Consider the following 26393-nt stretch of genomic DNA (forward strand, 5'->3'; position numbering starts at 1 on the left):
TTTTAAATTTATTGTAATTTTTATATTACTGTTTTGTTAAGTTGACGACATTGGGAGTATGCCCAGGAGTACTGTAAACATATATTGTTTTATCACCTAATGTTATGGTATCACCGTCACGAATATAACCATTAATTTTGTAATCTTTCCACATTTCTGGTCTGTCAGGTTTTGTCGGATGATCTCTCCAAAAAATATCATCTATTTTAGAAAGATATGTGTCAACATGATATCTCTCAACAAACCATCTCCCACATCCTGTATGATCAACATGTCCATGTGTCAAAACCAGTTTCTTTACTGTATTAGGATTCCAGCCAACATCCCTAATGGAATCTATTATTGCCTCAAAAGCTTCTTTTGCCGGCCAAATAGCATCTATTACTATCAGCCCAGCACTTGTTTTCAATACAAAACAGTTTGTCTGCTTTTGTGCAATAATTAGCAAATCGTCAAAAATCTTAGCATATGTGAAAAATGACATATCTTCCATGTCTTTGATTGTTTCTTTTGTAAAAATTGGTTTATTTAATCTATTCATTTAATATACACTCCTCTGTCCAATAGTACTTTTATAATTGCACAGAGGATAAGCGATTTCTCGGATGCATGCGTAAAAATATCTTCATGACTCTACCTTCCTCATATAATATGACCATAGATATCTATAAAACAGTTTGTGCGACTGTTCTTTGATAACTTTATAAATTGACATAAAAGATCTGAATGGATAGCTGCAAAGTTTGTATCATAAAAATCACATTCTTTGAATAACTTTCAGGTATTCCTGCTAAACTATTCTTGGTTTAGTTAAACAGGGTTGGCTCTAGCACCATCCTGTAGCTTCGCTTACTGAATTACTACTCGTTTAAGACTGACACCTTGAATTAGTGGAGATACTACTTACTCGTGTGCTGTTCATGCTGAACTATTTTTCTAAACTAATAGCAAAGCTTAGAATTGCATCCTAATAGCCATGGCATAGTTCTAATATGCAGAAGGTACCTGCCTCCCAATCCTGTTTATATTAATCTTTTACCATAAAAAATCTACTTCACTTATGGTATAGTTCAGTATATCTATATAAACAGGTAACCTAAAGAAGGTATAGAAACTTGCTACCTCATTTTGGCTTGTCTTATTATCGTTGTAAATCTAATATCCAATTTATCCAACCTGAAATTGTCGACGCTCTCCTTTCATAAGTATTTTGAGATTCTACCCTGTACACTCCTGTGTTTTCCATTATTGTAACAATTTCATCTCTTAAAGGAATGTCTCCTGATTTTAAACATTTTCCAAGGGTTTCATTAAAAGGTTTATGTTTTAATATCAATTCAACAAACTTTAATTGTCTTGCTTTATATTTTAATTTAAATAGCTTTTCGCCTTCACTCGTTAAGAAAAATACAACTGAACCATTTTCTCTTCTTTTATCTACAAGACCTAAATATCTAGCAGCATCTGTATAATAATTAGTTTGTCTTGGGTCAAAATCATAATTTGTAGTAATATCATCTCTTGTCATATCGTTCTGGCACAATAGTTCACATAGGTTAATAACTCGTTTAAGGCTGTTTGCCTGAGGAAATGAAATTTGTGGTTCAGCGACAATTATTGTTCTATTTAACACAGATATAATGTCATCTAAACCTATATCCAAATCTTCAATACTATAATTTTTTTGGTTAACTAGAACAAGAGAATTATACCTATTTTTTTGTTCAAACAAATATTCATATAAGTTATAAATTCCATTTGAATAAACCATAAACACAGTTTTTATTTTCTTTATAATATTTTCACACCATAGTCTATACGGATAATAAAGTTGTCTAACAAGAAAATCCTTAGAAATCGAATTTTTTGCTTCAATTAGTGTTAAGTATTTTAAGCCCTCATATCCTCCATCTATTTCCATTTGTGAATTTATAACTTTTATAGGCATATCCTTTTCTAAATTCACATTTCTTATATTAAAATCAAAAGAACTAGAACTCATTCTTCCACTAACTGTTGGCATTAAATGTTCATCACCTACAAAATCAGCAATTATCCCAGAAACATAGGCACAATTTATAGCCGTAGCTTCACTACTTATATTCTCATAATCAATACTACTTATATATTGGGGAAATGAAACTCTAATAATTTCTGTATTTATTTTCTCAAAATCTTTATAAGCATCAAATTGTGAGATTACATAACTTCCTCTAGTAATCGGCAAAATAGATAAATTGTTATCAGCAAATATCTTAGGTAAATTTGTTCTATGATCGAATTTTGTCATAAGTCTAGCTTCTCTAACTTGATTAATTTCAGCAGATGTAATTTCAAAACTGCCATTCTTTTGAACAGCAGTAAGAACCTTATGTTTTTCGAATAGTTGTCCCCACGCACTATCATTTTTAGTATCACTCATAATTTCTCACCAACACCTCATCCACTTCTCCCCTCTCATCACCATTTGAATTAATAGAGCGTTTTGCTTTTATTATTTCAATATTATAATCTTTATATAAATCTAAAATAAACTCTGTAGAAGAATTAGAAAGTAGAAAGTTTACTCCTTTTAAATTTAACTTATCACATAATAATTTCAATCTAGTTTGTTCGTTTCTATCAAATCCTCCCTTTGCATATCCTGTAAAGTTAGAACCATCTGATACTGGATCATATGGAGGATCAAAGTAAACAAAAGAACCTCTCCTAATGCCTTTTAAAGCATCCTCATAATCACCACATTTAAATTGAATATTTGCATCATTTAAATATTTGCTTACTGCTCTAATTGTTATTTCATTTGTTATATTTGGATTTTTATAATTACCAAATGGCGAATTAAATTGTCCTGCCATATTAACTCTGAATAATCCGTTATAACAAGTTTTATTCAAGTAATGTATTCTTGAAGCTCTTTTTATATTTGAAAGTTTTGAAAATACTTCTTCGTTTCTATCTAACTCTCTAATCTTATAAAAGTATTCAGAATCATTTTCATACTTTTTTAAGTCTTCAATTAACTCTTCTGCATGTTCTTTTACAACCCTGTATAAATTAATTAATTCTTCATTTATATCATTTACAATGGCTTTCTTAGGTTGGAGATCAAATAATACTGCACCTCCTCCTAAAAACGGCTCATAATAAGTTGAAATCCTCTTAGGAATATATTTTTTTATTTCAGGTAAAAGTTGTCTTTTTCCACCAACCCATTTAACAACTGGTGTGGCTAACTTGCTATATTTCACAATTTTATTCCTCCACTCTATTCTTTTGCTACTAAATTATTATACCCTAATATAAGCAAAAACAGAACATACATTCTCAAAAAAATAAACATCTCCAAAATATTGAGATGTTTACTATACAATTATATATTATAAATTACCAAGAAATAATAGCAAGAATTAGAAACATCCTTTCTAATTCTTCTACCATATACATTTTCAATAACATTCCTATCGAAAGTTCCCCATAATACTCTTCAATGGAATTTTCAAAAACAAGCACCGTATCTTTCATATATATTTTATAATCTTTTAACCAATTTCTTAAAAATCCTATCATATTTTTTCATATATATTTTTAAAAGAATTACAAAGCTAATTATGTATTTTCCTATCTTTCCATACTATTTTGCCTTTTTCAATTGACATCACTATTTTTAACATTTCTATATTATCATATATATTAATTTTATCACACATATCAATAACACTATTTAAGTCAACTAATGATTCAACATATCTTTTCTCTATAGCTTCAGCTACCATCTCATCAGTATTTACTCTTTTCTCATCTTTATTTTCATTACTATAAATTGATTTATATATAGAGGTTTTTCCAACACCATTTACACCTGTAAATATAGCATAGACTTTCATCTTACCTGCCTATAATTTTCATCTGCTCTCTTTGAAGAATCATATTTCATAAATTAGCATAAAAATCTTTTTCTTCTTTTGTTTTTACACTTTAGAATAGTTTCATTAAATCACTATATGAATAACTCAAAAAAATATTGTATAAGCTTTTCTCTTTATTTTCCATATAATATTCCTCCCAACAAACCTATTTATACATTTATTATAGCATAAGTAAGTGATTCTCTTAATATCATTGTCTTATTTCTTAACATTTAATCATACGCAATTTGTTTGTCTACGTATATACAGTTCGCCATACCGCATAAAGTTATATTTTGCACCTGAAGAAATTGACGCTATTGGCTATTGATTGAAATAAAAACTTTATGATTACCTATTTTGCATTGTTTTTATTTTAATCGAATAATTTAAAATTAAATTTATTATAAACTTTAATTATTACCCATATAGTTAAAAGAGTTCCTCCTATAACTATAAGATAAATTGAATCTTTATAATTAAAACTAGCAGTATTATAATCCAAATTAGAATACACTATTCTACTGGAATAATTTTCAACATACCTATAAATTGATTTTTTGTATTCGTATTGGACAATCCAATTTCCATTTGTTGCTACTACTGTCGAACGATCATAAGCATATGGCGAATTTGCTAATGGTTGTACATTACTAGGATATACCACTCTAGCATTTTTTATATTAAATGGATATCTATAAGTTCCATATATATTCATTGTATCATCTTTTTTTATTGCTTCCTTAAATTCAGAATTGTCACTGGCTTTAAATAAAGCAATATAATTGATATAATCATATTTTTTAACTAAATTTTGTATTTGAACTTTTGTATCATTTGTAACATTATTCTCATTGCCAATGCTATTTAGAACTCCCTGTGTTAATATCTTCTGTTCACTTTGAAATTTTAAATCTTTTTGGGATATAAATATATATGAAGTAACTCCAATTAATAAAAAAACTATAGCAGAAACTAAAAGAATTCTAATAAACTTTTTTTGTTTGTTAAACAGTTTAAATAATCCATTATTAATTATTTTCCTTTCTCCAAAACGCTCATATGCGATTTTAAGACTCTCTTCTTCTGTTTTACCTTCATCTTTTAATTCATTGACAGTTTCAACAAGATGTGATTTCATTTCTTCCTTAAAATCTTTAATTTCTTTTTCACTTCCATTGATTCCATTATATAGTGAGTCAACAAATTCATTAATACTCATCATATTTCTAAATTCCCCCTAAAAATTTATTCATCATACTATTTAAAAACATCCATTCTTGTTTTTTCTTCTGTAAATATTCCTTACCAATAGTTGTTATTTTATAATACTTACGCCTTCCACCGCCACTTTTCTCTTTACCCCAATAGGATTCTATTATTCCATTTTTTTCAAGCCTCTTTAATGCTAAATATAAAGTACCTTCTTTTAATTCAAATGTCCCTTCACTGACCTCTCTTACTTTCTTTACTAATGCATACCCATACATATCATCATAATTGAGTAAACAAATTAACATGGTATCTATGCAACCTTTTAATACTTCTTTATCAATGTCCATAATTTCACCCCGCAATGTATACTATATCATTAACTACTATATATTGCAATGTACTTTTGACAGTGCAGAAAGCATCTCAAGATTTGCTAAAAAACAAATAGCTAACTAAAAATACAAATCACATCTATTGGCATTTGTCAAGATCTAATTTCGTTGGATTGGAAAGCAAAATTGACACTTGTTTCTTTTTATGCACATTTTATATAATAAAGGAGGAAACTTATAAAACAATATTTGAAGCTTTTTCCGGCGACAGTGCTATTTTGCTCTGTTTTTCTCATCGTCCCGTCCTCAAACGTCAGTGCAGCAAACTATAATACCGATGATATTGCGGTAATTAACAACATCATTGATACAAACGGACTTACACTGGACAAATCACCAACAGATGGGAGTACTATTCTCAAAGGTTGGATGAGTATCATCATATGGACAAGCGATGACACCACTGAAAAACGTGTTACAAAAATAAATGTACCCGTTAGCAATATGACTGGTGCCATGAACCTCAGCGGGCTCACCAGCTTGAAGGAGCTGGTGAGCCAAAGCAACAGCGTGGAAAACTGTGATTTTACTGCATTAACCAGGATTTACGCTAAAACTCTTTAGGGCACCATTACCTTTTGTACAGCGAGGACGACTATGGATGTCTTGCGGAATATCAGGATGTATCAAAATTTACCACAGATGATGGAACTGTCACCATAACCGTTTTTGCTGTGATCGACACCTTAGCAGCGGACAATGTGGGTTTTATCTTTTTCAAAACTAATTCCTCACCGGAAAGAGACAGCAGCACTAGCTCCGAAAGTATAACCATTACAATTTATGACTCCGTTTTAGTCAATGGAAACAGTATTACGGCACAGGAAAAAGGCGGTGAATATCTCTTTGCCTGCCACATAACCGGTATTTTGGAGCCTGACTTTGACACACCATTTTATGTCAGAGCCTTTTCCGTGGTGGATGGCACCGTAAAATATATGACCGTGAAAACCATGGAATCAGTTGGGTTACCAATAAATTATTGGACTGCAGGGGAATTAGCTTACAAAGCTATAAAAGATACTATTGTGGAAAGTATATCAGCAAGGCAAATTTCTAGATATTTGAAGGAAATAGACTTAAAAATACACCAATTTGAAGGCTGGCTAAACTTAAAAGATAAATTAAAAGATCCGGAAGAATTTGAAAGACGTACAGATATAGTGCAGATTTATCTCAACAGTAATAATCTACAACAAGAAGAGGATTTCATATTCTAAGTTGTAATGAAAAAACAGGTATACAAGCAATAGAACATAAATATCCATCAAAACCTGCAAGACCAGGTGAGATTGAAATCTGTGATTTCTCCTTCAGTAGTTCAATGTCTTTTAGTGTTTTGATAATTCTCATCTTTCCATCCTCCAAATATAAAAATAAAGCATTTATTGACTATACATCAACAAATACTTTTCTTTTTTATAATATATATTTAAAGTAACAGATAATACTAACTGTAGAATTATCCTATTAGACATGCTATAATTTATTAGTACAATTGAATAGAGTTGCCTGTGGGCTACTGGTATCACTCATCCCTGTTGAAGGGAGGTGATACAATGAGTAATGACATCTTAATGTTACTTTTTGAAGCAGGATTATTCCTCATTTCACTGTTAACATTTATAGTATTACTTATTAAAGAAATAAAAAAATAGTAGCCCCGACTCGCAATTGGACGCTACTATTTTTATTTAATAAACTTAGTAATACCAGTTGCCTAAGCAACTAGATTGTATACTACAGGATGTTGACGCATCCTGTTTTTATTTTCTCTCTTCGTATTTATATTATAACACATTTTATGATTCAAAATCATATTTTCAATAAATTTTTAGTAAACATTATCTTTGATATAATTTCTCAGACCCACTCATATCAACCCATCCCACACAAAACCCCCGTCATTTATGGTACGGTTCACCCTTCATTATCCTAAACCCCCTATAAATCTGCTCAAGAAGCATTATTCTAAAAAGTTGGTGGGGAAAAGTCATTTTCGAAAAACATAATTTATAATGAGCCCTCTTTAAAATTTCACTGGAAATACCAAGGGAACCTCCAATTATAAAGGCAATATGGCTTTTTCCTGAAAGAGCTAAATTTCCTATAAACTTTGAAAACTGTTCAGAAATCATCATACTTCCCTTTAAGTCAAGGGCAACTAAATACATATTGTCACTTATATACTTAAGTATTCTCCTGCCTTCCTTTTCCTTTATAATATTTTCTTCACTTTCAGAAGCATTATCGGGAGTCTTTTCATCCTGTACTTCTACAATATTTAACTTGCAGTACCGGGAGAGCCTTTTTGAATACTCCCCCACTGCATCCTTAATATATTTCTCTTTCAATTTTCCTACTGCAATTATAGTGATATTCATGTTTTCTCCATTTTTACTTATTTTTGTTTAGTTTTTCTAAAACACCTTTATATTCCAATTCTAGCTCTTCCCTATTACAATTTGGCAGTGACATTTTAGAAATAATTTTAGTAAGTCTCATCTCTAAAATTGACTTCTCAATGCTGTGATTGTTGTGATTTTTCAACTTTTGCTGCTCTTTAAATTCCTTAAGATTGCCCTCAAATTCTTTTATTTCTCCCTCTTCTAATAACATTAATCTGTCTGCTACTGAATTTATAAACCTGCTGTCATGGGATACAAATAATACTGTACCTTCATAAATTCTGAGAATACCCTGAAGAGCTTCAATAGACTGCATATCAAGATAATTTGTAGGTTCATCAAGGAGTAATACATTTGCTTTTGATACAAATAGTTTTGCAAAGGAAACTTTTATTCTTTCTCCTCCACTTAATACAGAAACTTTCTTGTATACATCATCTCCAAAAAACAATAACCTTGATAAAATTGTCCTTACAGAACTTTCACTTTGAATGGAATCTTCCATTACATTTTCAATCAAAGTTTTATTATGGTTTAAATTTTCAAACCTCTGACAAAAATATCCTATTACCCCCTTAGGTACAGTATATATGGAAGGAAAGTGGCTGTTTATAAGATTCAATAATGTGGTTTTTCCAGAACCATTATTTCCAACTAAAGCAGTTTTACTTCCATTGTATATTTTAAAATCAATATTATTTAATATAGTATTACTATCATAGCTGAAACTTACTTTATTTCCAGATACAACTACTTTATTTTTAGGGGGATCCGTCAATGAAAAGTCAAACTTTATTTCTGGAATTTTATCTGGTTTTTTCTTAATTTCCAATCTTTCCAGACGGGTTTTCATAGATTTTGCAGCCCCTTCTACCTTTTTTCTCTTTTCAAAGCTTTCCCTCTTGTGGAGTCTTGCTTCAGAGTTTCCCATTCTCTTTGGAGTTTTTTTCATGGACTTTGATTTATTTTCCATACTTGAAATAGCTTTTTGAAGCCTTGATTTTTCATCTATATATTTATCATATTCATTTTGAATACTTTTTTTCTCCCTGGATTTTTGTTTTATATAAGAGGAATAATTTCCCTCATAAAAAGCAATCTTTCCATTTTCTATTTCAATAATCTTATTACAGAGTGAATCCATAAAATCACTATCATGGCTTATTAACACAAATGTTTCTACTTTAGATAATTTTTTTTGTAAAAGCCAAGTACCGTCATAATCCAGATTAGAAGTAGGCTCATCCGCCATAAGCAGCTTACTTCCCTCACTTAATGCAGCTGCAATATTCAACTTTGTATGTTCCCCTCCGCTTACATTATCCTTATAAATTTTTTTCTCTACTTTAAACTCTTTTAACACCTTTCCATGAGCTGTTATATGCTCATTTGAAAATTGTTTAATATATGAAACAGAGCAGTTTCTGTAAATAGTACCTTCATATTCTTTCTCATTTCCTGATAATATATTTAAAAGAGTGCTTTTGCCTGCACCATTTCTCCCTATAATTCCTATTTTATCTCCGCTTTCTATTTTTAGATTCGTCACATATAGAATAAGTCTGTCTCCATAATACTTTTTTAAATTTCTAGCTTCTAAAATAAGCATAAAAAATCTCTCCTTTGCAAAAGCTGGAAAGATAAATGAAAAAACAGGTATGCAAATATCATTATACCTAAATTTACAGTACTTTAATCATATTTATAGTGTTTATCCATTTAAACTAACCCAGCAAAATAAAGGCCTGTTCAGACCATAAAATTTAAATTTAATTTCTCTTAAAGCTGAATTAGTTTATTTTCATTAATTACATACCTTGCCCTTTCATAATATTAGTTACATTCTACCAGATTCAAATCAAAATATCAATTACAAAATCAATGTTCTTCCACTTCATCCCATATCATTTTAGCCCTTGGAAATGGAGCTAATGCTCTGTCAAGTATTCCTTGAACATAGGCAATAAGCATACCATAGTTAACTATAGGGACTCCAAACTCTTTGGCAGTATTAATTCTATGCAGCATTGCAGATTTATTTAACATACATCCCCCACAGTGAACTATAAGAGAATATCTTTTTATGTCATCTGTAAAGGACACCCCGGAGGAAAACTCAAAATCTATTTTTTTACCTGTAATCTGCCTTATCCATCTGGGTATTTTTACTTTTCCTATATCATCAGACTGTCTGTGGTGGGTACATCCCTCTGCTACTAATACTCTATCTCCATCTTTTAATTTCTTTACAGCTTTAACCCCTTTTATAAGTTCTACTAAATCCCCCTTAAATCTGGCAAACAATATAGAAAATGAAGTCATCAAAATATCCTTTGGTGTATCTGCAGCTACTTTTAAAAACGCCTGGGAATCTGTAACTACTATTTTAGGTTTTTTACCCAAACTCTCAAGTGTTTCCCTAAGTTCATATTCCTTGGTAACTATTGCAATAGCATCACTTTCAAGTATATCTCTTATGGTTTGCTGCTGGGGCAGTATAAGTCTTCCCTTAGGTGCAGCCTTGTCTATGGGAGTAACCAGTACCACAAAATCTCCGGGACTTATTAGATCCCCGATTATTTTAAATTTATCCTCTTCCTTAGGCAATATATCGGCTATCTGGTTCTTTAATTCCCTTATTCCCTTTCCTGTAACAGCAGATACAGCTACAAGGGGAATATTCAACTCTTTCTTTATGGTTTTAATATCCTTCTCATCTATATGAGATATATCAGCCTTGTTTAAAACCCCTATAAGAGGAATATTCTTACCTTTAACTTCATCAATTATGTACCTGTCATACTCTGTAACCCCTATAGTTGAATCTATTACTGCCAATGATATATCTGTCTTATTTAAAACTTCCAGGGTCTTCTTCTTTCTAAGTTCTCCAAGCTGTCCGCTGTCATCCATTCCTGCTGTATCAATTATGACACAGGGACCTATAGGAAGAATTTCTATGGATTTATACACAGGATCCGTAGTAGTTCCCTTTACATTTGATACAATAGCTATGTCCTGCCCTGTTATGGCATTTATAATACTAGACTTTCCCGCATTCCTTTTTCCAAAGAGAGCTATGTGTACTCTAACAGAGCGGGGTGCTTCATTTAAACTCATTCTTATCCTTTAGTGAGAGAAATTAATACAGCTTTTAAACTCCCACTAAAATTCACCTCCTCTTTTAATAATTTAAAAAATAGCCAAAAAACTACATACCAGGTATTCCAGGTTTTGTAAGTTGATATGGATTTATTATTTCATCTATCTTTTCTTTTGGAAGTACTTCTTCTTCATATAAAACTTCCCTTATAGTCTTATGTTCTTTTAAAGCCTTCTCCGCCAGCTTTCCTGCCTTGTCATAACCTATGTAATGCACAAGAGCTGTTACCAGGGCCGTAGACGATTCCAGATTTTTTCTGCAATTTTCTTCATTTATCTTAATATCCTTGATACATTTCTCTCTAAATATTATAACTGCTTTTTCTAAAAGTTCCAAGGATTCAAGGAGACACTCTGCAATTAAAGGAGTAAAAGCATTTAGTTCCAACTGACCAAAGCTACTTGCCATGGTAATTGCAGTATCATTTGATATTACCCTCATGCTTACCTGTGCTGTCATTTCTGCTATAACCGGATTCACCTTTCCCGGCATAATGGTGGAACCAGATTGAACTTTTGGAAGTATAATTTCTCCAATTCCCCCTACAGGTCCTGAATTTAAAATTCTTAAATCATTTGAAATCTTTAAAAGGTTTACTGCCAGAGACTTCAATAATCCTGAAACTTCCACAAATATATCACAGTTTTGAGTTACATCCATAGGGTAATCCGATCTTGCAATTCCAAGTCCCGTTAAATCCTGAAGCACATCTGTTATCTCATATATAAATTTATTGCTTGCATTAAGTCCTGTGCCTATAGCAGTGCCTCCTATGTTAACTTCTCTCAGCCTTTCCTCTACTTTATATATTCTCCACCTGTCTCTGGCTATAGCTTTTGCATATGCCCCAAACCCCTGTCCTGCCATCATAGGCAGTGCATCCATAAGCTGAGTCCTTCCAAGTTTTATTATATCTGAAAATTCATTTTCCTTTACCTGTAATTCCTCCTGCAAATCCGAAAGACAGCTGCTTAATCTTCTTATGCTCCTTATAGCTGTAATTCTTAAAGCAGTAGGATACACATCATTAGTGGATTGCGACATATTTACATCATTTAGAGGATGAACTATATTATAATCTCCTTTTTTCCCTCCAAGTATTTCTATAGCTCTATTGGCTATAACTTCATTTACATTCATATTTGTAGATGTGCCGGCCCCTCCCTGAAATGCACTTAAAAAAAACTGGTCATCAAAATTTCCTTCTATAACCTCTTCACTGGCTTTAATTATAGCCTCTGCCTTATCTTTTGGAAGTTCATTTAAATCTTTATTTACAATGGCAGCAGCTTTTTTTACAAGAGCAATCTCCTTTATTAAGTTTAAATTTACAATTTTTCCCTCTAAATTAAAATTTTCAAGAGCCCTTTTGGTGTTAATGCCAAAATAAGAAGAATCATCAATTTCTCTTTCTCCAAGTAAATCCTTTTCTATTCTAATCTGCATACTGCACCTCCTATATTAAACTTAAAATTACCATATTCATTTTTCCAAGTTTTTCACCAAGGGTAGAAATTTTTTATAATTATAACTTATACCAAAATCCAGCTCTAATTCTATATTCATATCTGCTTTATGTACCAACATTTCATCATATACATGCAATTCATGCTGTTTTTTATAGAGAGTATCCAATTTTTTTCTCATGGTCTTTTTGTCCTTTTGGCAGTAATACTCCATTTTATGAGATAAATATTCTATGTCCTTATATATTTTATCCTTAACCTTATTTACATAACAGTTTCTCATTATGGATAAAATTCCTTTATGATACCTGTGTACATAAACCAGACAATTAAAGGCTTTATATTTTCCAGAGGTGAATAGCCAATATATAGGCCTTTTTTTATACATTTGAACATGGTTCTTGAAAAAATCATTTATAAAATATCTTCTTAGGGTATCTTCATCCGTCTCTCCTGCCTTTTTTCCAAGACTTTCTGCTATGAAGTTTAAATTCTCACGCAAATATTTTTTACCAAAAACTACAGATACAAACTGTATAAATCTATATACCATATCGTTTTCAAAACAGCCCTCACAAAGTATTGGAATAATATTATCTTCATCTGGTAAATATTGGATAAAATTTCTACTTTTTTCTCCAGAAAAACTACAGAACTCTTCACCAGAATAGACAATCCCCTCCTTATCAATAGAATATCTGCCAAACATACACCCTACTCCATAGGATATAAATGATTTAACATCCCTTGTTTTATCCGCTCTTCTCATAGTAATATCTTTATCCAAAACTTCCGGTGTCAACTCATCCTTCAGGCCATAAATGTCTATAAATATTTTATTTAACTCCTCTTCATTGTGCTTTAATTTATTGAACTGGTTCTCTACAAAGGACTCCCATAGGTTAAATACATAGCCTATATAATACTGAATCTGTGAATCACAATTATCTAGTAAATTCTCTCTGCCTTCACACATTGACATAAAAGGATGTCTTTTAAAATTCCAGGATGTCTCAAAAAAATCCCAATCCATTTTGGATATACTTATACATTCTTCACATAATTCATCAATTTTCCTTTTTATCTTTGGATTTTTTTCAATGTATATGGGAATTTGCTTAACTGTTCCCGCAGTGAGGTTCAGGGTAGGAGATATAAATTTAAATATATTCATCATTATTTTGGTATTAAAAAAAGCCAATATGTAATTATACTCCTCTGGATTTTTCACAAATATGGAATCTGCAGATTGGTCAAAAATAAATCCCTTATTTAAAACCCTTATGGTATTATTCCCAGAAGTAATTCTCTTCCAGCTTATACCTTTTTTAAAGAAAAATTTTTCATTTCTTATAAGTGACCCTTTCTCCCCTCTTACTTTTTCTCCATTGTTTTTCCAGTAGATTACCTCCGAAATATTGCCGTACCATTTTCTTGCTTCTCCACCCATTTGATAAGGTATCCAATATTTTATATTATTACTTTCACCATTAAAATTTATAAGACTATAATTTACTTCAAACCAATATCTTATATATTTATTGTTATTTCCCGTCTGCATTCCAGTACAGGGAAAAGATGCATCTCCCATTATACTTGCCCTTCTCAGTATTTCAATTTCCCCTCTAGTAAGCCAATAAGCAAATCTGCTGCCGGGAATACTTCCCATTTTGTCTTGATTCAAAATAAATCTATAATTCACATGGGGGTTATCCACCGCTTCTCTCACCTTAATTGGTTGAGTATATACTCCTCTAAAATCTGATAACTTTATATAATTGCCTTTTATATTAACTTTATAATTTCTCAAAGTAAATGTACATATAGGTACTGTAGCTTCCTCAAATCCAGAATATTCAAGTTGAATTAAACTGGTTATGCTATTATAATGAAGTATTCTTTCCCTTAACTTTTGGTAAGACTGTATGAACATCCACACAAAAGGAGTCATAAATGCCAATTGACCATTATATTTTACCCGTGAAAAGCCATATTCCATAAAAGCAGAAAATATATCACTTTTCCCCTCTGGATAATTCTCTCCAATATATTTTGCCAGAAGTTCAGGTAAATATTTATTACTGATATAGGGAGGATTTGTTACCAAAATATCATAGGTACATCCCATTATGCCAGCCTGTTTTATTAATTTTGACAGTTTTTCAATGATTTCTTTTCTTCTTTTCTCTTTAACTGGATTATTTTCCCTCATATTTTTTATATATTCCAACTCATTTAATAAATCATCCTCTTTAAACTCCCTTAATTTTATAAGAGAGCCATATATTTTTGCATCTTTAAATTGATCCATTAAATCCTTTAAAATACTATAATTATCACCTGATATATACTCCATATCTTCATCATTGAAATCATTAGTTTCCATTATGGAAATTATATTAAACTTTATGGTTTTCTTCTTAATTTTTTCAAGGAGATATTTATCAAATTTCATTCCCTCCATGACAACACTAAAACAGGCAAGCTGGCAGGCTCCATAATGTATATCCATACCATAGAGATTATTTTGTATAATCATCTCTGGTATTTTATTTTCATCATAGCCACATTTTCTATATACCTGATATAATAATCTAAACATATACACCAGTATGTGTCCAGACCCACAGGCAGGATCCATACATTTTATGTCTCTAACTTTTAAATTTCTATCTACATAAGGTGTTAATTCCCCATACCTATCCTCATTTTCTATATAAAACTCCCAGTTTTTTTTTAGCTCCTCATGTTCTGGATGAGCTTCTATCCAATACCTTCCAAGAGAATTCTGAACCATATATTCTACTATCCAGCCTGGAGTAAAAAGTTGAGTGGCATAGGGTATTTCTTTTTTGGTATACTTTTTTTTGGAACTTATTATTCTATTTTGTTCCTGGGATATATAATATTCATAAAGCCATCCTATAATCTCCACATCATACCACAGCTTTTCCGGTATTGCATGTATAAGTTTAAAGAGAAATTCCTTTTCACCTAAAAGCCCTTCAGGAAACAATAATTCTGTATACTCCGGCCATCTTTTAAATACAAAAGGCAGAGAACCCTTCAAGTCACTGCATCTTGATAAAACAATATACTTTAAAATGCCCTCTTTGTCCCTGTTTAATTTCATGCTTTGGATTTTTTTCAGATTCAAATAAAAATTTATTCCGTAAATATTCTGCATGGAGTTACATTTATCATATTCTTTAATAAAAGTTTCAGGTATGTATTTATTTACTTCCATAAATCTTAAAACAATAAATCTGTTAAACCAAGAATAGGCAATTTCCTCAATAACTGCCTCATAACCTTTTTCTCCATTTTTATTTAAAGACTCCATCTTGTTTATAATCATTTTTATCAGTAATTTTTCCCTTTTATTACCTACTATTTCTCCAAGATGATTAATCACATATAAATTCTCAATATTATCCTCTGTTATACCTTTTCTTTCAGCCTTTATCCTGACTTTTTCTACAAGTTCTTTTCTGCTTTTAACTGCAAAACTTTTCAATATGTTCTTATTCATGTATTCTATCCTCATTTTTAAATACTTATAGAAAGAACACTATTAAAACCAGGAATTTTAATAGTATTCTTTAATTTTAAGCCTTACTAGAATCCTTTTCTTCTTCAGAATTTAATGTATCTTTGATAGATTCAAATATTGATTTTATAGTCTTATTGGTGAAGTCTTCTATTTCACTCATTACTTCATCTTTACTCTTTATTTTAGATATATATACACAAAGCTCACCTTTATTCAGATCTTTTATAGTTCTAACTACTGCATACTCTCCGCTGTCATCTTTAAGCACTATAGAATCTCCCGATTGAAGGGTTAGATATATAGGATTAGTTGTTTTTATCTGACTATGGAATTCCTTTGAAGTTTCTAGAATGTCATCTGAAACAATATAAAAATTTACAGTAATCTCCATGATATTGTACATCCTCCTGTTTTCAATCTGTTTCACTGTATTATATTATTTCACATTCAAAAATGTTACCTTTGAAATTTTAAACTAACCTTTACTGATTTCAGTTTTTTTATTTGAATGCATCTTTACAAGTACTGCCGACACAACTGCAGTAATTGGAACTGCAAAAACCAACCCTATACTGCCTGCCAATGCCTTCAATATCTCTGAAGCTATAATATCCTGATCTATGGCAGTGGAAATAGATGTGCTATAAGAATATGAAGAAACCATAATCATTATATACATGGCTCCTCCTACATAGGCGAGTATAAGGGTATTTGCCATGGTCCCCATGATATCTTTTCCCACATTCATACCCGACCTTATAAGTTCCTGCAAATTCATATCCGGTTTTGCACTTTCAATTTCTTTTATGGAAGAAGCTATAGACATACTCACATCCATAACTGCCCCTAAAGCCCCCATAATTATACCTGCAAAAAGCAATCCGTGAAAATTAAAATTGGCGTTTTGTGAAGTATATATAATAGACTGCATTTCTTCATCTGTAAGTCCATTAACCCTTATTATAAAGTTAGAAAGCAGGGCTATAATTCCTGCAATTAAAACTCCTCCTGATGTTCCTATGATAGCTGCCAGAGTCTTTTCATTTTTTCCGCTTATTATAAGAAGATTCACTATAATTACAAAAATACATATTAGAGAGGACACCAGTGTAGGATTAAATCCCTGTATTATAAGAGGTATAAGTACCTTTATCACCATAAATCCAGTTATAATCAAAGTTATAATGGATTTTAATCCTTTTTTCCCTCCAATAACTGCGAGAGATATTATAAAAAACAATGCCAGTTTGTATAAATACTTATACCTTACTATTTCATATATGTATGCATCCTCTACATTTCCCTTTTCGCCATACCGGTCAATATTAACTAATACTTCATCCCCTACCCTTACAAAACTCTGAGTACTGCTGCCTTCATCTTTAATCTTTCCCCCTACAAAGTTTTGAACTGTAATTACCTTGCCCTTAAGTTTTCCAGAAATTATTTTAACATCTGCATTAGAAAATCTCTCAGAACCTTTATTTTCTGTGGAATGTATTTTAATGACTTTTCCATGAACAGGACTATTATCCCCATCTTCACCACTTAAAGATGGTCTTACAAAAAATATTACTAAAAGTATTACAATTAATGCTATTAAAAAAATTATATTTTTCTTATCTTTTTTTAATATTTTAACTCATCCCTCTCAATATAAGTCATTTTAATCATCTATTTCTCTTCACTTTTAATCTTTATACTCTCATTTTCCACATCTATAAGACTAACTGTACTTTCAATATTTTCATTAAAAAGCACTCTGTCTACAAAATAAGGTTTTATATCCTGCTGGACTATTCTAATTATTTCTCTGGCTCCATACTCCAGTGATACACCCTTTTCAGCCAACCATCTATAACATTTGTCTGTTACTTTTATCTTTATATTTTTGGACAGAAGCTGTTTTTCAAACTGGCCTACTACTTTTTTTGCTACTAAATATGCCATTTCTTTGTCCATTGAGTTGAAATATATTATATCATCCAGCCTATTTCTAAATTCCGGGGAAAATATTCTCTTTACCTCTTCAGCAATTGCATCTTTTCTTACCATTCTATCTCCAAATCCCATAAGTGCTTTTCCCACAGATCTGGCACCGGCATTTGAAGTCATTATAATTGTGGTATTTTTAAAATCAGTTTTCCTTCCTGCATTATCTGTAAGGGTGGCATAATCCATAATCTGAAGCAGTATATTCAGCACATCTGAATGGGCCTTTTCTACTTCATCCAAAAGCAGTACACAATAGGGAGTTTTTCTTATAACATCTGTCAAAAGCCCTCCTTCCTCATAACCTACATAACCTGGTGGAGAACCTACAAGTCTGGCTACTGTATGCTTTTCCTGATACTCACTCATATCAAATCTAATAAAGGGAATATTTAAAGCCTTGGCAAGCTGTTTTGTTATCTCTGTCTTTCCTACCCCTGTGGGACCTACAAACAAGAGGCTAGCTACAGTTTTATTCTCCTCATTAAAGCCCGCTCTAGATCTTTTTATAGCTCTTACCAGAGAATCTATAGCTTCTTCCTGACCAAATACTTTTTCCTTAAGAACCTTATCCAAATTTTTTAATACCCTAGTTTCATCCTGGGATAATGTTTGCTCCGGTATTTTAGCCATATCTGCTATAGTCTTTTCTATATGCACTTTATCAATAGTTATTTTTTTATCATCATCACTGTGAAGCCTTACATAGGCACCCGTTTCATCTATTACATCAATAGCCTTGTCTGGAAGAAATCTGTCATTTATATACTTTACAGATAAATCCACTGCGGATTTTAAAGCTTCCTCTTTATAAATTACATTATGAAATTTTTCATAATGCTCCTTTATACCTGAAAGTATACTGTAAGTATCCTCCACAGTTGGTTCTGGTACTTCTATTCTTTGAAATCTTCTTGCCAGTGCCCTGTCTTTTTCAAATACCTTTTTATACTCATCGTAGGTAGTAGAACCTATAAATCTTATCTTTCCACTGGTTAAAAAAGGCTTTAAAATATTTGCAGCATCTAAAGCTCCCCCGGATACAGAACCTGCTCCTATTATGGTATGAATTTCATCTATATATACAATAGGTTTATTTTCCTTTTGAATTTTTTTAAGTGTATTTTTTATTCTATCTTCAAAGTCTCCCCTGTATTTAGTTCCTGCCAAAATAGCTCCCATATCCAGAGAATATATCTTACTATCTTTTAACAGATTAGGCACTTTATTTTCTACTATTAATTTTGCAAGACCTTCTGTAATGGCAGTTTTACCTACCCCAGGCTCTCCAACATGGATGGGATTGTTTTTATTTCTTCTTGACAGTACCTGTATAGTTCTATTAATTATATCTTCCCTTCCTATTAGGGGATCTATATTTCCCATTCTAACTTTTTCAGTAAGTTCTATTGCAAAATCTCCTATATTTAAAACACTTTGTGTATCTTCTTCATCCACTAAATACTTGGAATCCTCCTCAATATTGTAGTCAAACATAGTAGCCGAAATTCCATGGGTTATATAATTTAATATGTCAATTCTCCTTATGCCCTGTTTTCTGAGAAAAAAGCTGGCAAAACTCTGTTCTTCATCATATATTGATATAAAAATATCCCCTAGTTTTATCACTTCTTTTTCAGCAGCTAAAACATGTTCTCCTGCTGAAGTCAGTATGTTCTGAAGGCCTATGGTTTCAAGTGGTTCTTTTTTTTCCGTGGTTTCTATATTATCATTGAAATACTGTAATAAGTCCCTTTTTATATTTTTTACATTACCTCCACAACTTTCTATTATATCTATTCCTTCTGGAAAAAATAATGCAGCATACAATACATGTTCAGGGGTAAAGTATTCATGTTTACAATACCTTGCTTCATTATAAGCTGCAGTCATAATTTCATTTACTATTTTATCTAGTTTCATAACAACTATTCCTCTTCCATACTAAATTTTAGTGGAAATCCACTATTTCTTGCCATACTGATAGCCTGCGCCATTTTAGTAGCAGCTATATCATAAACATATACGCCAGCTATGCCCATACCTTTTTTGTGAACATCATACATTATTTTAAGAGCTTCTACATCACTCTTTTTAAATATTTTTACTAAAACATCCACTACAAATTCCATAGTAGTATAGTCATCATTATATATGATAACTTTATACATAAGTGGTCTTCTTATTTCAACTTTTGAATCTTCTTTTAAAATAGTTTTTTGCGGCATCTCAAACAACCCCATAAGCTTTTAAAGTATACTATTCTTAAAATTATTTTAACACACTTTAAATTCAAAGTGTATAATATTTAATTTTTCAGATCAAAAGAAGCCATTCCAGGAACCAATAACTTATCCGGTCCTAAAAAAGCTCCTTTTCAACTAAAACTGCTTTTCAATGTATATGTTACTTTCTTTTTGCTCCACAATAACTTTAATTGTCTGATCTTTATTTATATAAAAGGTAACAGGAATATTCAAAGTTCCCTTTGCACTTTCCTTTAATCCCAAAACATTTATTACCCCTATCTTCTTGTTATGCTGACATTCTTTATGTTCTCCCTGATAGATTTCTATACTTATTTCCCTTTCATTATCCTCTGAATTTGTAAATGTAACAGTCTCCTTATATGGAATTGCCACATTCTTAGGAATAATTTCTACAAAATCTCCATTATCATCTTTTAATCCTAACGCATGAGAGTTTATAAGAGTTACTTCTAATTTTTTATTTTCAGAAACTCTGTTATTTAAATAAGCTCCATAAATAGCTGCTCCTTGACAAACTGCAAGTTCCGGATTTATATCTCCATATATTTTGCCTTCTCCCACCACATCATTTATAATCTCATCTATAAATTTTATCTTGCTGGAGCCTCCTATTTTTATTACCTTGTCAACACTTCTCGGACTTATTCCTCTCTCTTCAAACATATCCCTTATAATTCTCTTTATTTTCTGTGTATATTCTCTGATACAATTTTTTAATTCATATAATGTAACAGTACAATCCACAAAATTCCCCGGTGGTACATCAAAGGCCTGTATATATGCACTATTGTCAAAAGACAGGGCCTCCTTTGCCCTTATAACCTGTTCCATCAACTTATTTTTAGCTATGTTCTGCTGTCTTTTATCCTTGCAAGAGGAAAGTCTGATTCCCTCTCTGTCCACTATATACTTGTAAAGTTCTTCATCAAAATCCATACCGCCTAATTTGTCATCACCACTTGTGGCTAACACATTAAAAGATATTCTGTTTTGGGAATTATTTAAATTAAATAACGTCAGGTCAAAGGTACCCCCTCCAAGGTCAAATACCAATATATTTTCATTTTTTAAACTGTCATTACTTAAGTGAAGTCCATAGGCAAGGGCTGCAGCTATGGGTTCTTGAATTATTCCTATTAAATTCAATCTAGCCATTTTAGCGGCCTTTATTGTGTTTGAAATCTCATTTGCCCTAAAATGATAGGGTACAGTTACTACCACACCTTCTGATCTAAATTTCCCCTGGGGAAACATTTCCTCTACATTTCTATAAAGGTACTTTAAAATTTCTGCTGATATCTCTATGGAATTGTAATCCCTGTCACCAAGTTTTATAGAAGCATATTCATTTCCAATTAAACGTTTTACCCCTCTGCACATATTTTCAGGATTTAAAATTCCTTTCATAAGTGCAATCTTTCCTATAATAAACTGGTTCCCATCGTTATATGCCACAGAAGGAATATTGTATTCTCCCTTCAAACAATAAACTTCCGCTTTAGATCCAGTCCATCTGGCAATAGAACTAAAAGTTGTTCCTAAATCTATTCCTACCACAGGTGAATGTACACTATCGTAAATCACTATAATATCCCCCCATTTTAAGTCAATTTCATTATTTCTGTTTTATTTATACCACTTTGTATCTCTTCAATTGTTACCTTCACTTCCTGAGAACGTCCCACTTCAAAGGTTATTTTTATTTCCAGCTGATATTTAGCTAAAGCTTTAAGTCCTGTAACTCTCACAGTTCCCACATGTTCATTATCTCTAGCCCTTTTAGCTGTACCCTGATATACTTTAACGTCAATTTCTGTCTGATTGTCTTCATCTGTTGTAAATGTCAATGTTCTCTTTGCCGGGGTCTTTTGATTCTGGTGAATAAGTACTACAAAATCTCCTCTTGAATCCTCTACTCCAAGTGCATGGGCAGCTGCAGTCTCTATTTTTATATTTTTATTGTAATTTAAATTATTTGATATATAGGCAGCATATATAGCCGCTCCTTCTCCCACACACAAACTAGGGTCTATATCTGAATAGGTCTTGCCTTCCCCCACTTCATCTTCTATTATTTTATTCATTATTGGTATTTTGCTGGATCCTCCCACCTTTATTATCTTGTCAATTTCATAGGGAGCTATCCCCGCACTTGCTATGGTCTTTTTTATAATATTTTTAATTTTAATTATGTAAGGTTCTATAGAAGTTTCAAAATCACATCTTGTATATTCCGCATCCACATGTACTCCAGGCACTACATCTGGCACTGCAATATAAACACTTTCTGTAGCACTTAAAGTTTCCTTGCTTTTTATGATTGAATCAAGAAGCTTTTTCTTCCCTATTTTTTTTATCTTTTCATCTTTTACACTTTCAAAATTAATTTTCTCTTTCTGAATTACATAATCCATAAAAGCCCTGTCAAAATCCATTCCCCCTAATCTGTCATCTCCTCCTATACCTAAAACATCAAAAAACAGGTTTTCATCATCTTCTTTTACTTTTATTATAGTTAGATCAAAAGTACCTCCTCCAAGGTCAAATATTAAAAGCTTTTCTTCTCTGTTTAAATGTTTATTTGAGTGGTGAAATCCATAAGCCAGCGCCGCTGCAATAGGTTCCTGTATAATCCCAAGCAATTTAAGCCCTGCCTCTTTGGCAGCTTCAGAGGTATTTTGAAACTGATGGGCCTTAAAGTAATAGGGAACTGTAACCACTACCCCTGAAGCTTCATACACTCCAGAGGGAAACATGGATTTTACATTGTTATATAAATTTCTCAATATCATAGATGATATTTCTATTGGATCATGTATTTTACTTCCAAGCTTTATTTTTGCATTTTTATCATCCATAAGTCTCTTAACTCCTACAATTACATTGTCAGGATTTAATATACCACTCATAAATGCTGTATTTCCAAAAATGTACTTGCTGTTTTTTTCATCATAATAAACTACGGATCTTACCATTCTTTCACCTTTTGGACTGTAGGTTTCCGCCTCTTCTCCAGTCCATCTGGCAATGGAACTGAAAGTAGTCCCAAGATCTATTCCAATTACAGGTGAATTTTGAGCATCATAGGTCAATTTTTACACCTCTTCCTTTTTAAATTCCATACTATACCAGGGTATTTTCAGTTGCTTTGAATTTATAAGCTATAACCTGCACTTGCCTTACAATATAATTAATACCGGTATTATATATATCCTCCAGGTATTCATATCCCTTTCTAATAACCTCTGCCACAGTCTCATCCATTTCCTGGACATTAGTATATTCTATATCTATGGCCTGATGTAAATTAAAATTTATACTTTCACTTTTATTTGTGTTTATCTCCCTTATTTTTATATTTTCCAGCAATTTTTTTAATTCCTTATCCATGTCCTGATATATATCCCATATTATATATTTCAAAGCTGTTATATTATTTGCATTTAAATATTGAATGCCAGAATCCACTCCATCAAGTATAGGCAACAGCTGGGAATTGATAAATTTAAAATATGCCCGTACTATAGAATCCTTTTCATTTTTGATACTGGTTATAATATTATAATTGGAATTAAATATGTTAATAACCTGTTCTTCTTCAACATTTTCAAAATCCTCTATAGTACACAATTTATCATAACTTTTTTCTTCAATATTTTTTATTTTATTCAATCCTGTATTCAACATATTTTCGCACATTTTATTTATCATGTTTATGCCTTTTACTCTATTTTTCAGGAGTTCTTTATCTTTTTCCTCCAACATATCCATCTTATGCTCTATATTTGAATTAAATTTTTCTATAATATGAGCTATATCACTGCAATTTCTTTCAACGTATAAAACCAGCTCTTTATTTCTTAAAATCCAGGTTCTATACTCCAGTAAACTTTTTTCATAGGCTATATAGTCACTTTGAAGTTGTTCTTTATATTTTTTGATTTTTTGCAATTCCCTTTGTTTTTTTTCTACAATATCCATAATTGCAGCTAATTTAATATTGAAGTTATCTACCAGAGGAAACATGTGAGAATTTACAAGAACAAAATATTTGTCAACAATACTATCCCTCTCTCTTATAACTTCTTCTATTATATTCCAATTGGCATTACTGTAACTTTTAATTTGTTCTTCTGTCAAATCCCCAAAACTATCCATATTAAAAAGCTTGTTACAACTTACTTCATCCCTGTGTACAATTTTATCCAACTTTATATTCAATTCATTTCTTACTGATTCTTCTTCAATATTTTTATAACCTTTTTTGATATATATTATAAGTTCTTCAATTCTTGACATCCACTTTCTATAGTCTGATATCAAATTTTCATATAATATATTCTGCTTTTTAAATTCTTCTCTATATTTTTCAATATTATCTGAAGGAAAGTGGTTTTCTTTTTCATTATCCAATAAATTTCACCACCTTAAATTCTGTCTACTTTAAGTGTTATTTCATTGCTCTCATTATTACTTGCACAAGTTGCTTTTATCCTAATCATATTTTCTTCATCAACTTCAAACTGTACGGTTATTTTTTCCTTTCCCCTAGCCGCCTTTGGTATATTCTTTAATTTGAATTCCCCTATACACACAGCCTTATCAGTATCATCCTCATTTTTCTCATTTATATATTCAATATCCTCGTCACATTGGTAGATTATTATATTAAGTTCTGTCTGGTCATCAAATTGTGTAGAGTACTCCTTTTCCTCTACAACAGATCCTCCCTCTGGTATTTCTGTTCCTTTTTCTATAAGCTTTGAAAACCTCATACCGGAAATCATGATACCAAGATTATGGGTAACTATCTGATTTATATTTATATCTCCTTCCGGCTTTTCCTCATAATTATCTATACAGTCTGAAGGAACAGACATTGTAGCTCCAAAAACAGCAGCTCCTTCTGCTACTATGGTTATAGGATTAAAATTAGAATAAGGTTCAACTCCAAACATTTCCTTTATTTTCTCCTTTATTATAGGAACAAGTGTAGAGCCCCCCACAAGTATAATTTTATCTATATCATCAATAGTAAGCTTTGCATTTTCCAGAGCTTTTCTTACAGTATCCTCAGTTTTATAAATGAGATTTTCTATTCTATCATTAAATTCCTTTCTATCAATTTCTACATCTACATTAAGCCATTCCCCTTTTTCATTTTGAATTATATTAGGTATCATAACATTACAGGCATCTGCTTCACTTAATTCTATTTTTGTCATTTCCGCAGCTTCTTTCAGCTTTTGCATGGCTTCTTTTAGTTTTTTTCTGCTTACTCCCTGATCCTTTTGAGTATCCAAAAGATCCATGCCGCATTCCTCCCGGAATTTTTCATTAATAAGTTCCATAAGCTTCCGGTCAAAATCATCTCCTCCTAGTTTATTGATACCTTCCTTTGCCAGTATTTCATAGTTAGCATTTCCTTCCTCTTCAGTTTCAGCCTTTAAAATACATACATCAAAAGTTCCCCCGCCTAAGTCATATACTAAAATATTTTGATCCTTTGAGGAATTAAATCCATACCTTATAGCCGCTGCCACAGGTTCCTCCAACAGGTACAATACCTCAAGACCTGCAATTTCAGCAGCCTCTATAGTTGCCTTTTTAGCATTATCTGTAAAATTAGCCGGCACACATATAACTGCATATTTCAATTTTCCCTTGGAATCAAAATCTTCCGAATTCATAGCTGCTTCTACTATTCTTTGAATTATCTCAGCAGATATCTGCTGAGGAGTATATTCCTCATTAAACACTTTAACTGTATAGCCCTCTTCTCCCATATGCCTTTTTATAGATTCTATGGTATTTTCCGAGTCTATTATAGCTCTTCCTTTGGCCTGTGCCCCTACAATTATGGTATCACTATCTAAAAATGAAACTACGGAAGGTATATACTCCTTCCCCTCTATTTTTATGATTCTACTCTTACCTTTTGTATATACGGACGCAATAGAAGTAGAAGTTCCTAAATCAATTCCTAAAACGTATGAACTCTTGGTTTCCACTATACCCATAATTAC

Annotated in this window: 23 protein-coding genes and 1 pseudogene; 3 read left to right on the forward strand and 21 right to left on the reverse strand. The window is 31.6% G+C overall.

All coding sequences use genetic code 11. The features are described from left to right. Positions 1 to 52 precede the first annotated feature (52 nt). From V7Q02_RS07880 to V7Q02_RS07910, 7 genes and pseudogenes are all read right to left on the reverse strand, one after another. Positions 53 to 541 (reverse strand): annotated as a pseudogene (locus V7Q02_RS07880) (MBL fold metallo-hydrolase); the annotation flags it as partial. A gap of 600 nt (positions 542 to 1141) precedes the next feature. Beyond that, positions 1142 to 2422, reverse strand: a complete 1281-nt coding sequence (locus V7Q02_RS07885) for a type II restriction enzyme (protein ID WP_333860464.1) — start codon at positions 2420 to 2422, stop codon at positions 1142 to 1144. Next, positions 2415 to 3251 carry a DNA adenine methylase gene (locus V7Q02_RS07890; RefSeq protein ID WP_333860465.1) on the reverse strand — a complete coding sequence of 279 codons (837 nt, stop codon included), beginning with the start codon at positions 3249 to 3251 and terminating at the stop codon, positions 2415 to 2417. The genes V7Q02_RS07885 and V7Q02_RS07890 overlap by 8 nt, the downstream gene beginning before the upstream one ends. 136 nt (positions 3252 to 3387) lie before the next feature. Next, positions 3388 to 3525 (reverse strand): hypothetical protein, encoded by a 138-nt coding sequence (locus V7Q02_RS07895; RefSeq protein ID WP_333860466.1) that lies wholly within the window; start codon positions 3523 to 3525, stop codon positions 3388 to 3390. Between the two features lie 80 nt (positions 3526 to 3605). Further along, complete coding sequence (locus tag V7Q02_RS07900) at positions 3606 to 3887, reverse strand: hypothetical protein (RefSeq protein WP_333860467.1); 282 nt, start codon at positions 3885 to 3887, stop codon at positions 3606 to 3608. Positions 3888 to 4284: 397 nt separating this feature from the next. Further along, complete coding sequence (locus V7Q02_RS07905; protein WP_333860468.1) at positions 4285 to 5133, reverse strand: permease prefix domain 1-containing protein; 849 nt, start codon at positions 5131 to 5133, stop codon at positions 4285 to 4287. Positions 5134 to 5137: 4 nt separating this feature from the next. Beyond that, positions 5138 to 5470: a PadR family transcriptional regulator gene (locus V7Q02_RS07910; protein ID WP_333860469.1), complete on the reverse strand. Its 333-nt coding sequence runs from the start codon at positions 5468 to 5470 to the stop codon at positions 5138 to 5140. Between the two features lie 234 nt (positions 5471 to 5704). On the opposite strand from V7Q02_RS07910, the gene V7Q02_RS07915 reads away from it, so the two are divergent. Both V7Q02_RS07915 and V7Q02_RS07920 read left to right on the forward strand, forming a co-directional pair. After that, positions 5705 to 6079, forward strand: a complete 375-nt coding sequence (locus V7Q02_RS07915; RefSeq protein ID WP_333860470.1) for a hypothetical protein — start codon at positions 5705 to 5707, stop codon at positions 6077 to 6079. 14 nt (positions 6080 to 6093) lie between these two features. Beyond that, positions 6094 to 6735, forward strand: coding sequence for a hypothetical protein (locus V7Q02_RS07920; protein ID WP_333860471.1), 642 nt, complete (start codon positions 6094 to 6096; stop codon positions 6733 to 6735). Here the strand turns inward: V7Q02_RS07920 and V7Q02_RS07925 are convergent. After that, on the reverse strand, positions 6725 to 6868 hold the full coding sequence (locus V7Q02_RS07925; protein WP_333860472.1) for a hypothetical protein: 144 nt from the start codon (positions 6866 to 6868) through the stop codon (positions 6725 to 6727). The two genes, V7Q02_RS07920 and V7Q02_RS07925, sit on opposite strands and share 11 nt — an antisense overlap. A 224-nt stretch (positions 6869 to 7092) precedes the next feature. Between V7Q02_RS07925 and V7Q02_RS07930 the strand changes: the two genes are divergently transcribed. Continuing rightward, on the forward strand, positions 7093 to 7173 hold the full coding sequence (locus V7Q02_RS07930; protein ID WP_330655533.1) for a putative holin-like toxin: 81 nt from the start codon (positions 7093 to 7095) through the stop codon (positions 7171 to 7173). 246 nt (positions 7174 to 7419) lie between these two features. Here the strand turns inward: V7Q02_RS07930 and rlmH are convergent, their stop codons facing one another. From rlmH to V7Q02_RS07995, 13 genes are all read right to left on the reverse strand, one after another. Beyond that, the gene (gene rlmH, locus V7Q02_RS07935; RefSeq protein WP_333860473.1) at positions 7420 to 7899 is read right to left on the reverse strand and encodes a 23S rRNA (pseudouridine(1915)-N(3))-methyltransferase RlmH; all 480 of its coding nucleotides are present in this window, start codon (positions 7897 to 7899) and stop codon (positions 7420 to 7422) included. A 13-nt stretch (positions 7900 to 7912) separates the two neighbouring features. Then, a complete protein-coding gene (gene abc-f / locus V7Q02_RS07940) occupies positions 7913 to 9532 on the reverse strand; it encodes a ribosomal protection-like ABC-F family protein (protein ID WP_333860474.1) in 1620 nt (539 codons plus the stop codon). A gap of 269 nt (positions 9533 to 9801) precedes the next feature. Further along, complete coding sequence (hydF, locus tag V7Q02_RS07945) at positions 9802 to 11043, reverse strand: [FeFe] hydrogenase H-cluster maturation GTPase HydF (protein WP_333860475.1); 1242 nt, start codon at positions 11041 to 11043, stop codon at positions 9802 to 9804. A 91-nt stretch (positions 11044 to 11134) separates the two neighbouring features. Then, entirely contained in the window at positions 11135 to 12532 is a 1398-nt protein-coding gene (locus V7Q02_RS07950) for an aspartate ammonia-lyase (RefSeq protein ID WP_333860476.1), read from the reverse strand. 36 nt (positions 12533 to 12568) lie between these two features. Further along, a complete protein-coding gene (pglX, locus tag V7Q02_RS07955) occupies positions 12569 to 16084 on the reverse strand; it encodes a BREX-1 system adenine-specific DNA-methyltransferase PglX (RefSeq protein WP_333860477.1) in 3516 nt (1171 codons plus the stop codon). Positions 16085 to 16160: 76 nt separating this feature from the next. Then, positions 16161 to 16496 carry a hypothetical protein gene (locus V7Q02_RS07960; protein ID WP_333860478.1) on the reverse strand — a complete coding sequence of 112 codons (336 nt, stop codon included), beginning with the start codon at positions 16494 to 16496 and terminating at the stop codon, positions 16161 to 16163. Between the two features lie 84 nt (positions 16497 to 16580). Next, positions 16581 to 17741, reverse strand: a complete 1161-nt coding sequence (locus V7Q02_RS07965) for a YibE/F family protein (protein WP_373844907.1) — start codon at positions 17739 to 17741, stop codon at positions 16581 to 16583. A 38-nt stretch (positions 17742 to 17779) separates the two neighbouring features. Beyond that, positions 17780 to 20020: an ATP-dependent Clp protease ATP-binding subunit ClpA gene (clpA, locus tag V7Q02_RS07970; RefSeq protein WP_333860480.1), complete on the reverse strand. Its 2241-nt coding sequence runs from the start codon at positions 20018 to 20020 to the stop codon at positions 17780 to 17782. 5 nt (positions 20021 to 20025) lie between these two features. Beyond that, the gene (locus tag V7Q02_RS07975) at positions 20026 to 20325 is read right to left on the reverse strand and encodes an ATP-dependent Clp protease adaptor ClpS (RefSeq protein WP_333860481.1); all 300 of its coding nucleotides are present in this window, start codon (positions 20323 to 20325) and stop codon (positions 20026 to 20028) included. 153 nt (positions 20326 to 20478) lie between these two features. Beyond that, a complete protein-coding gene (locus V7Q02_RS07980; protein WP_333860482.1) occupies positions 20479 to 21951 on the reverse strand; it encodes an Hsp70 family protein in 1473 nt (490 codons plus the stop codon). Between the two features lie 17 nt (positions 21952 to 21968). Further along, positions 21969 to 23459, reverse strand: a complete 1491-nt coding sequence (locus V7Q02_RS07985) for an Hsp70 family protein (protein ID WP_333860483.1) — start codon at positions 23457 to 23459, stop codon at positions 21969 to 21971. Positions 23460 to 23490: 31 nt separating this feature from the next. After that, positions 23491 to 24780 (reverse strand): hypothetical protein, encoded by a 1290-nt coding sequence (locus V7Q02_RS07990; RefSeq protein ID WP_333860484.1) that lies wholly within the window; start codon positions 24778 to 24780, stop codon positions 23491 to 23493. Positions 24781 to 24794: 14 nt separating this feature from the next. Beyond that, positions 24795 to 26387: an Hsp70 family protein gene (locus tag V7Q02_RS07995; RefSeq protein ID WP_333860485.1), complete on the reverse strand. Its 1593-nt coding sequence runs from the start codon at positions 26385 to 26387 to the stop codon at positions 24795 to 24797. Positions 26388 to 26393: the final 6 nt, after the last annotated feature.

It is taken from the genome of Clostridium sp. (assembly GCF_036781005.1).
Classification (GTDB): Bacteria; Bacillota; Clostridia; order Clostridiales; family Clostridiaceae; genus Clostridium_B.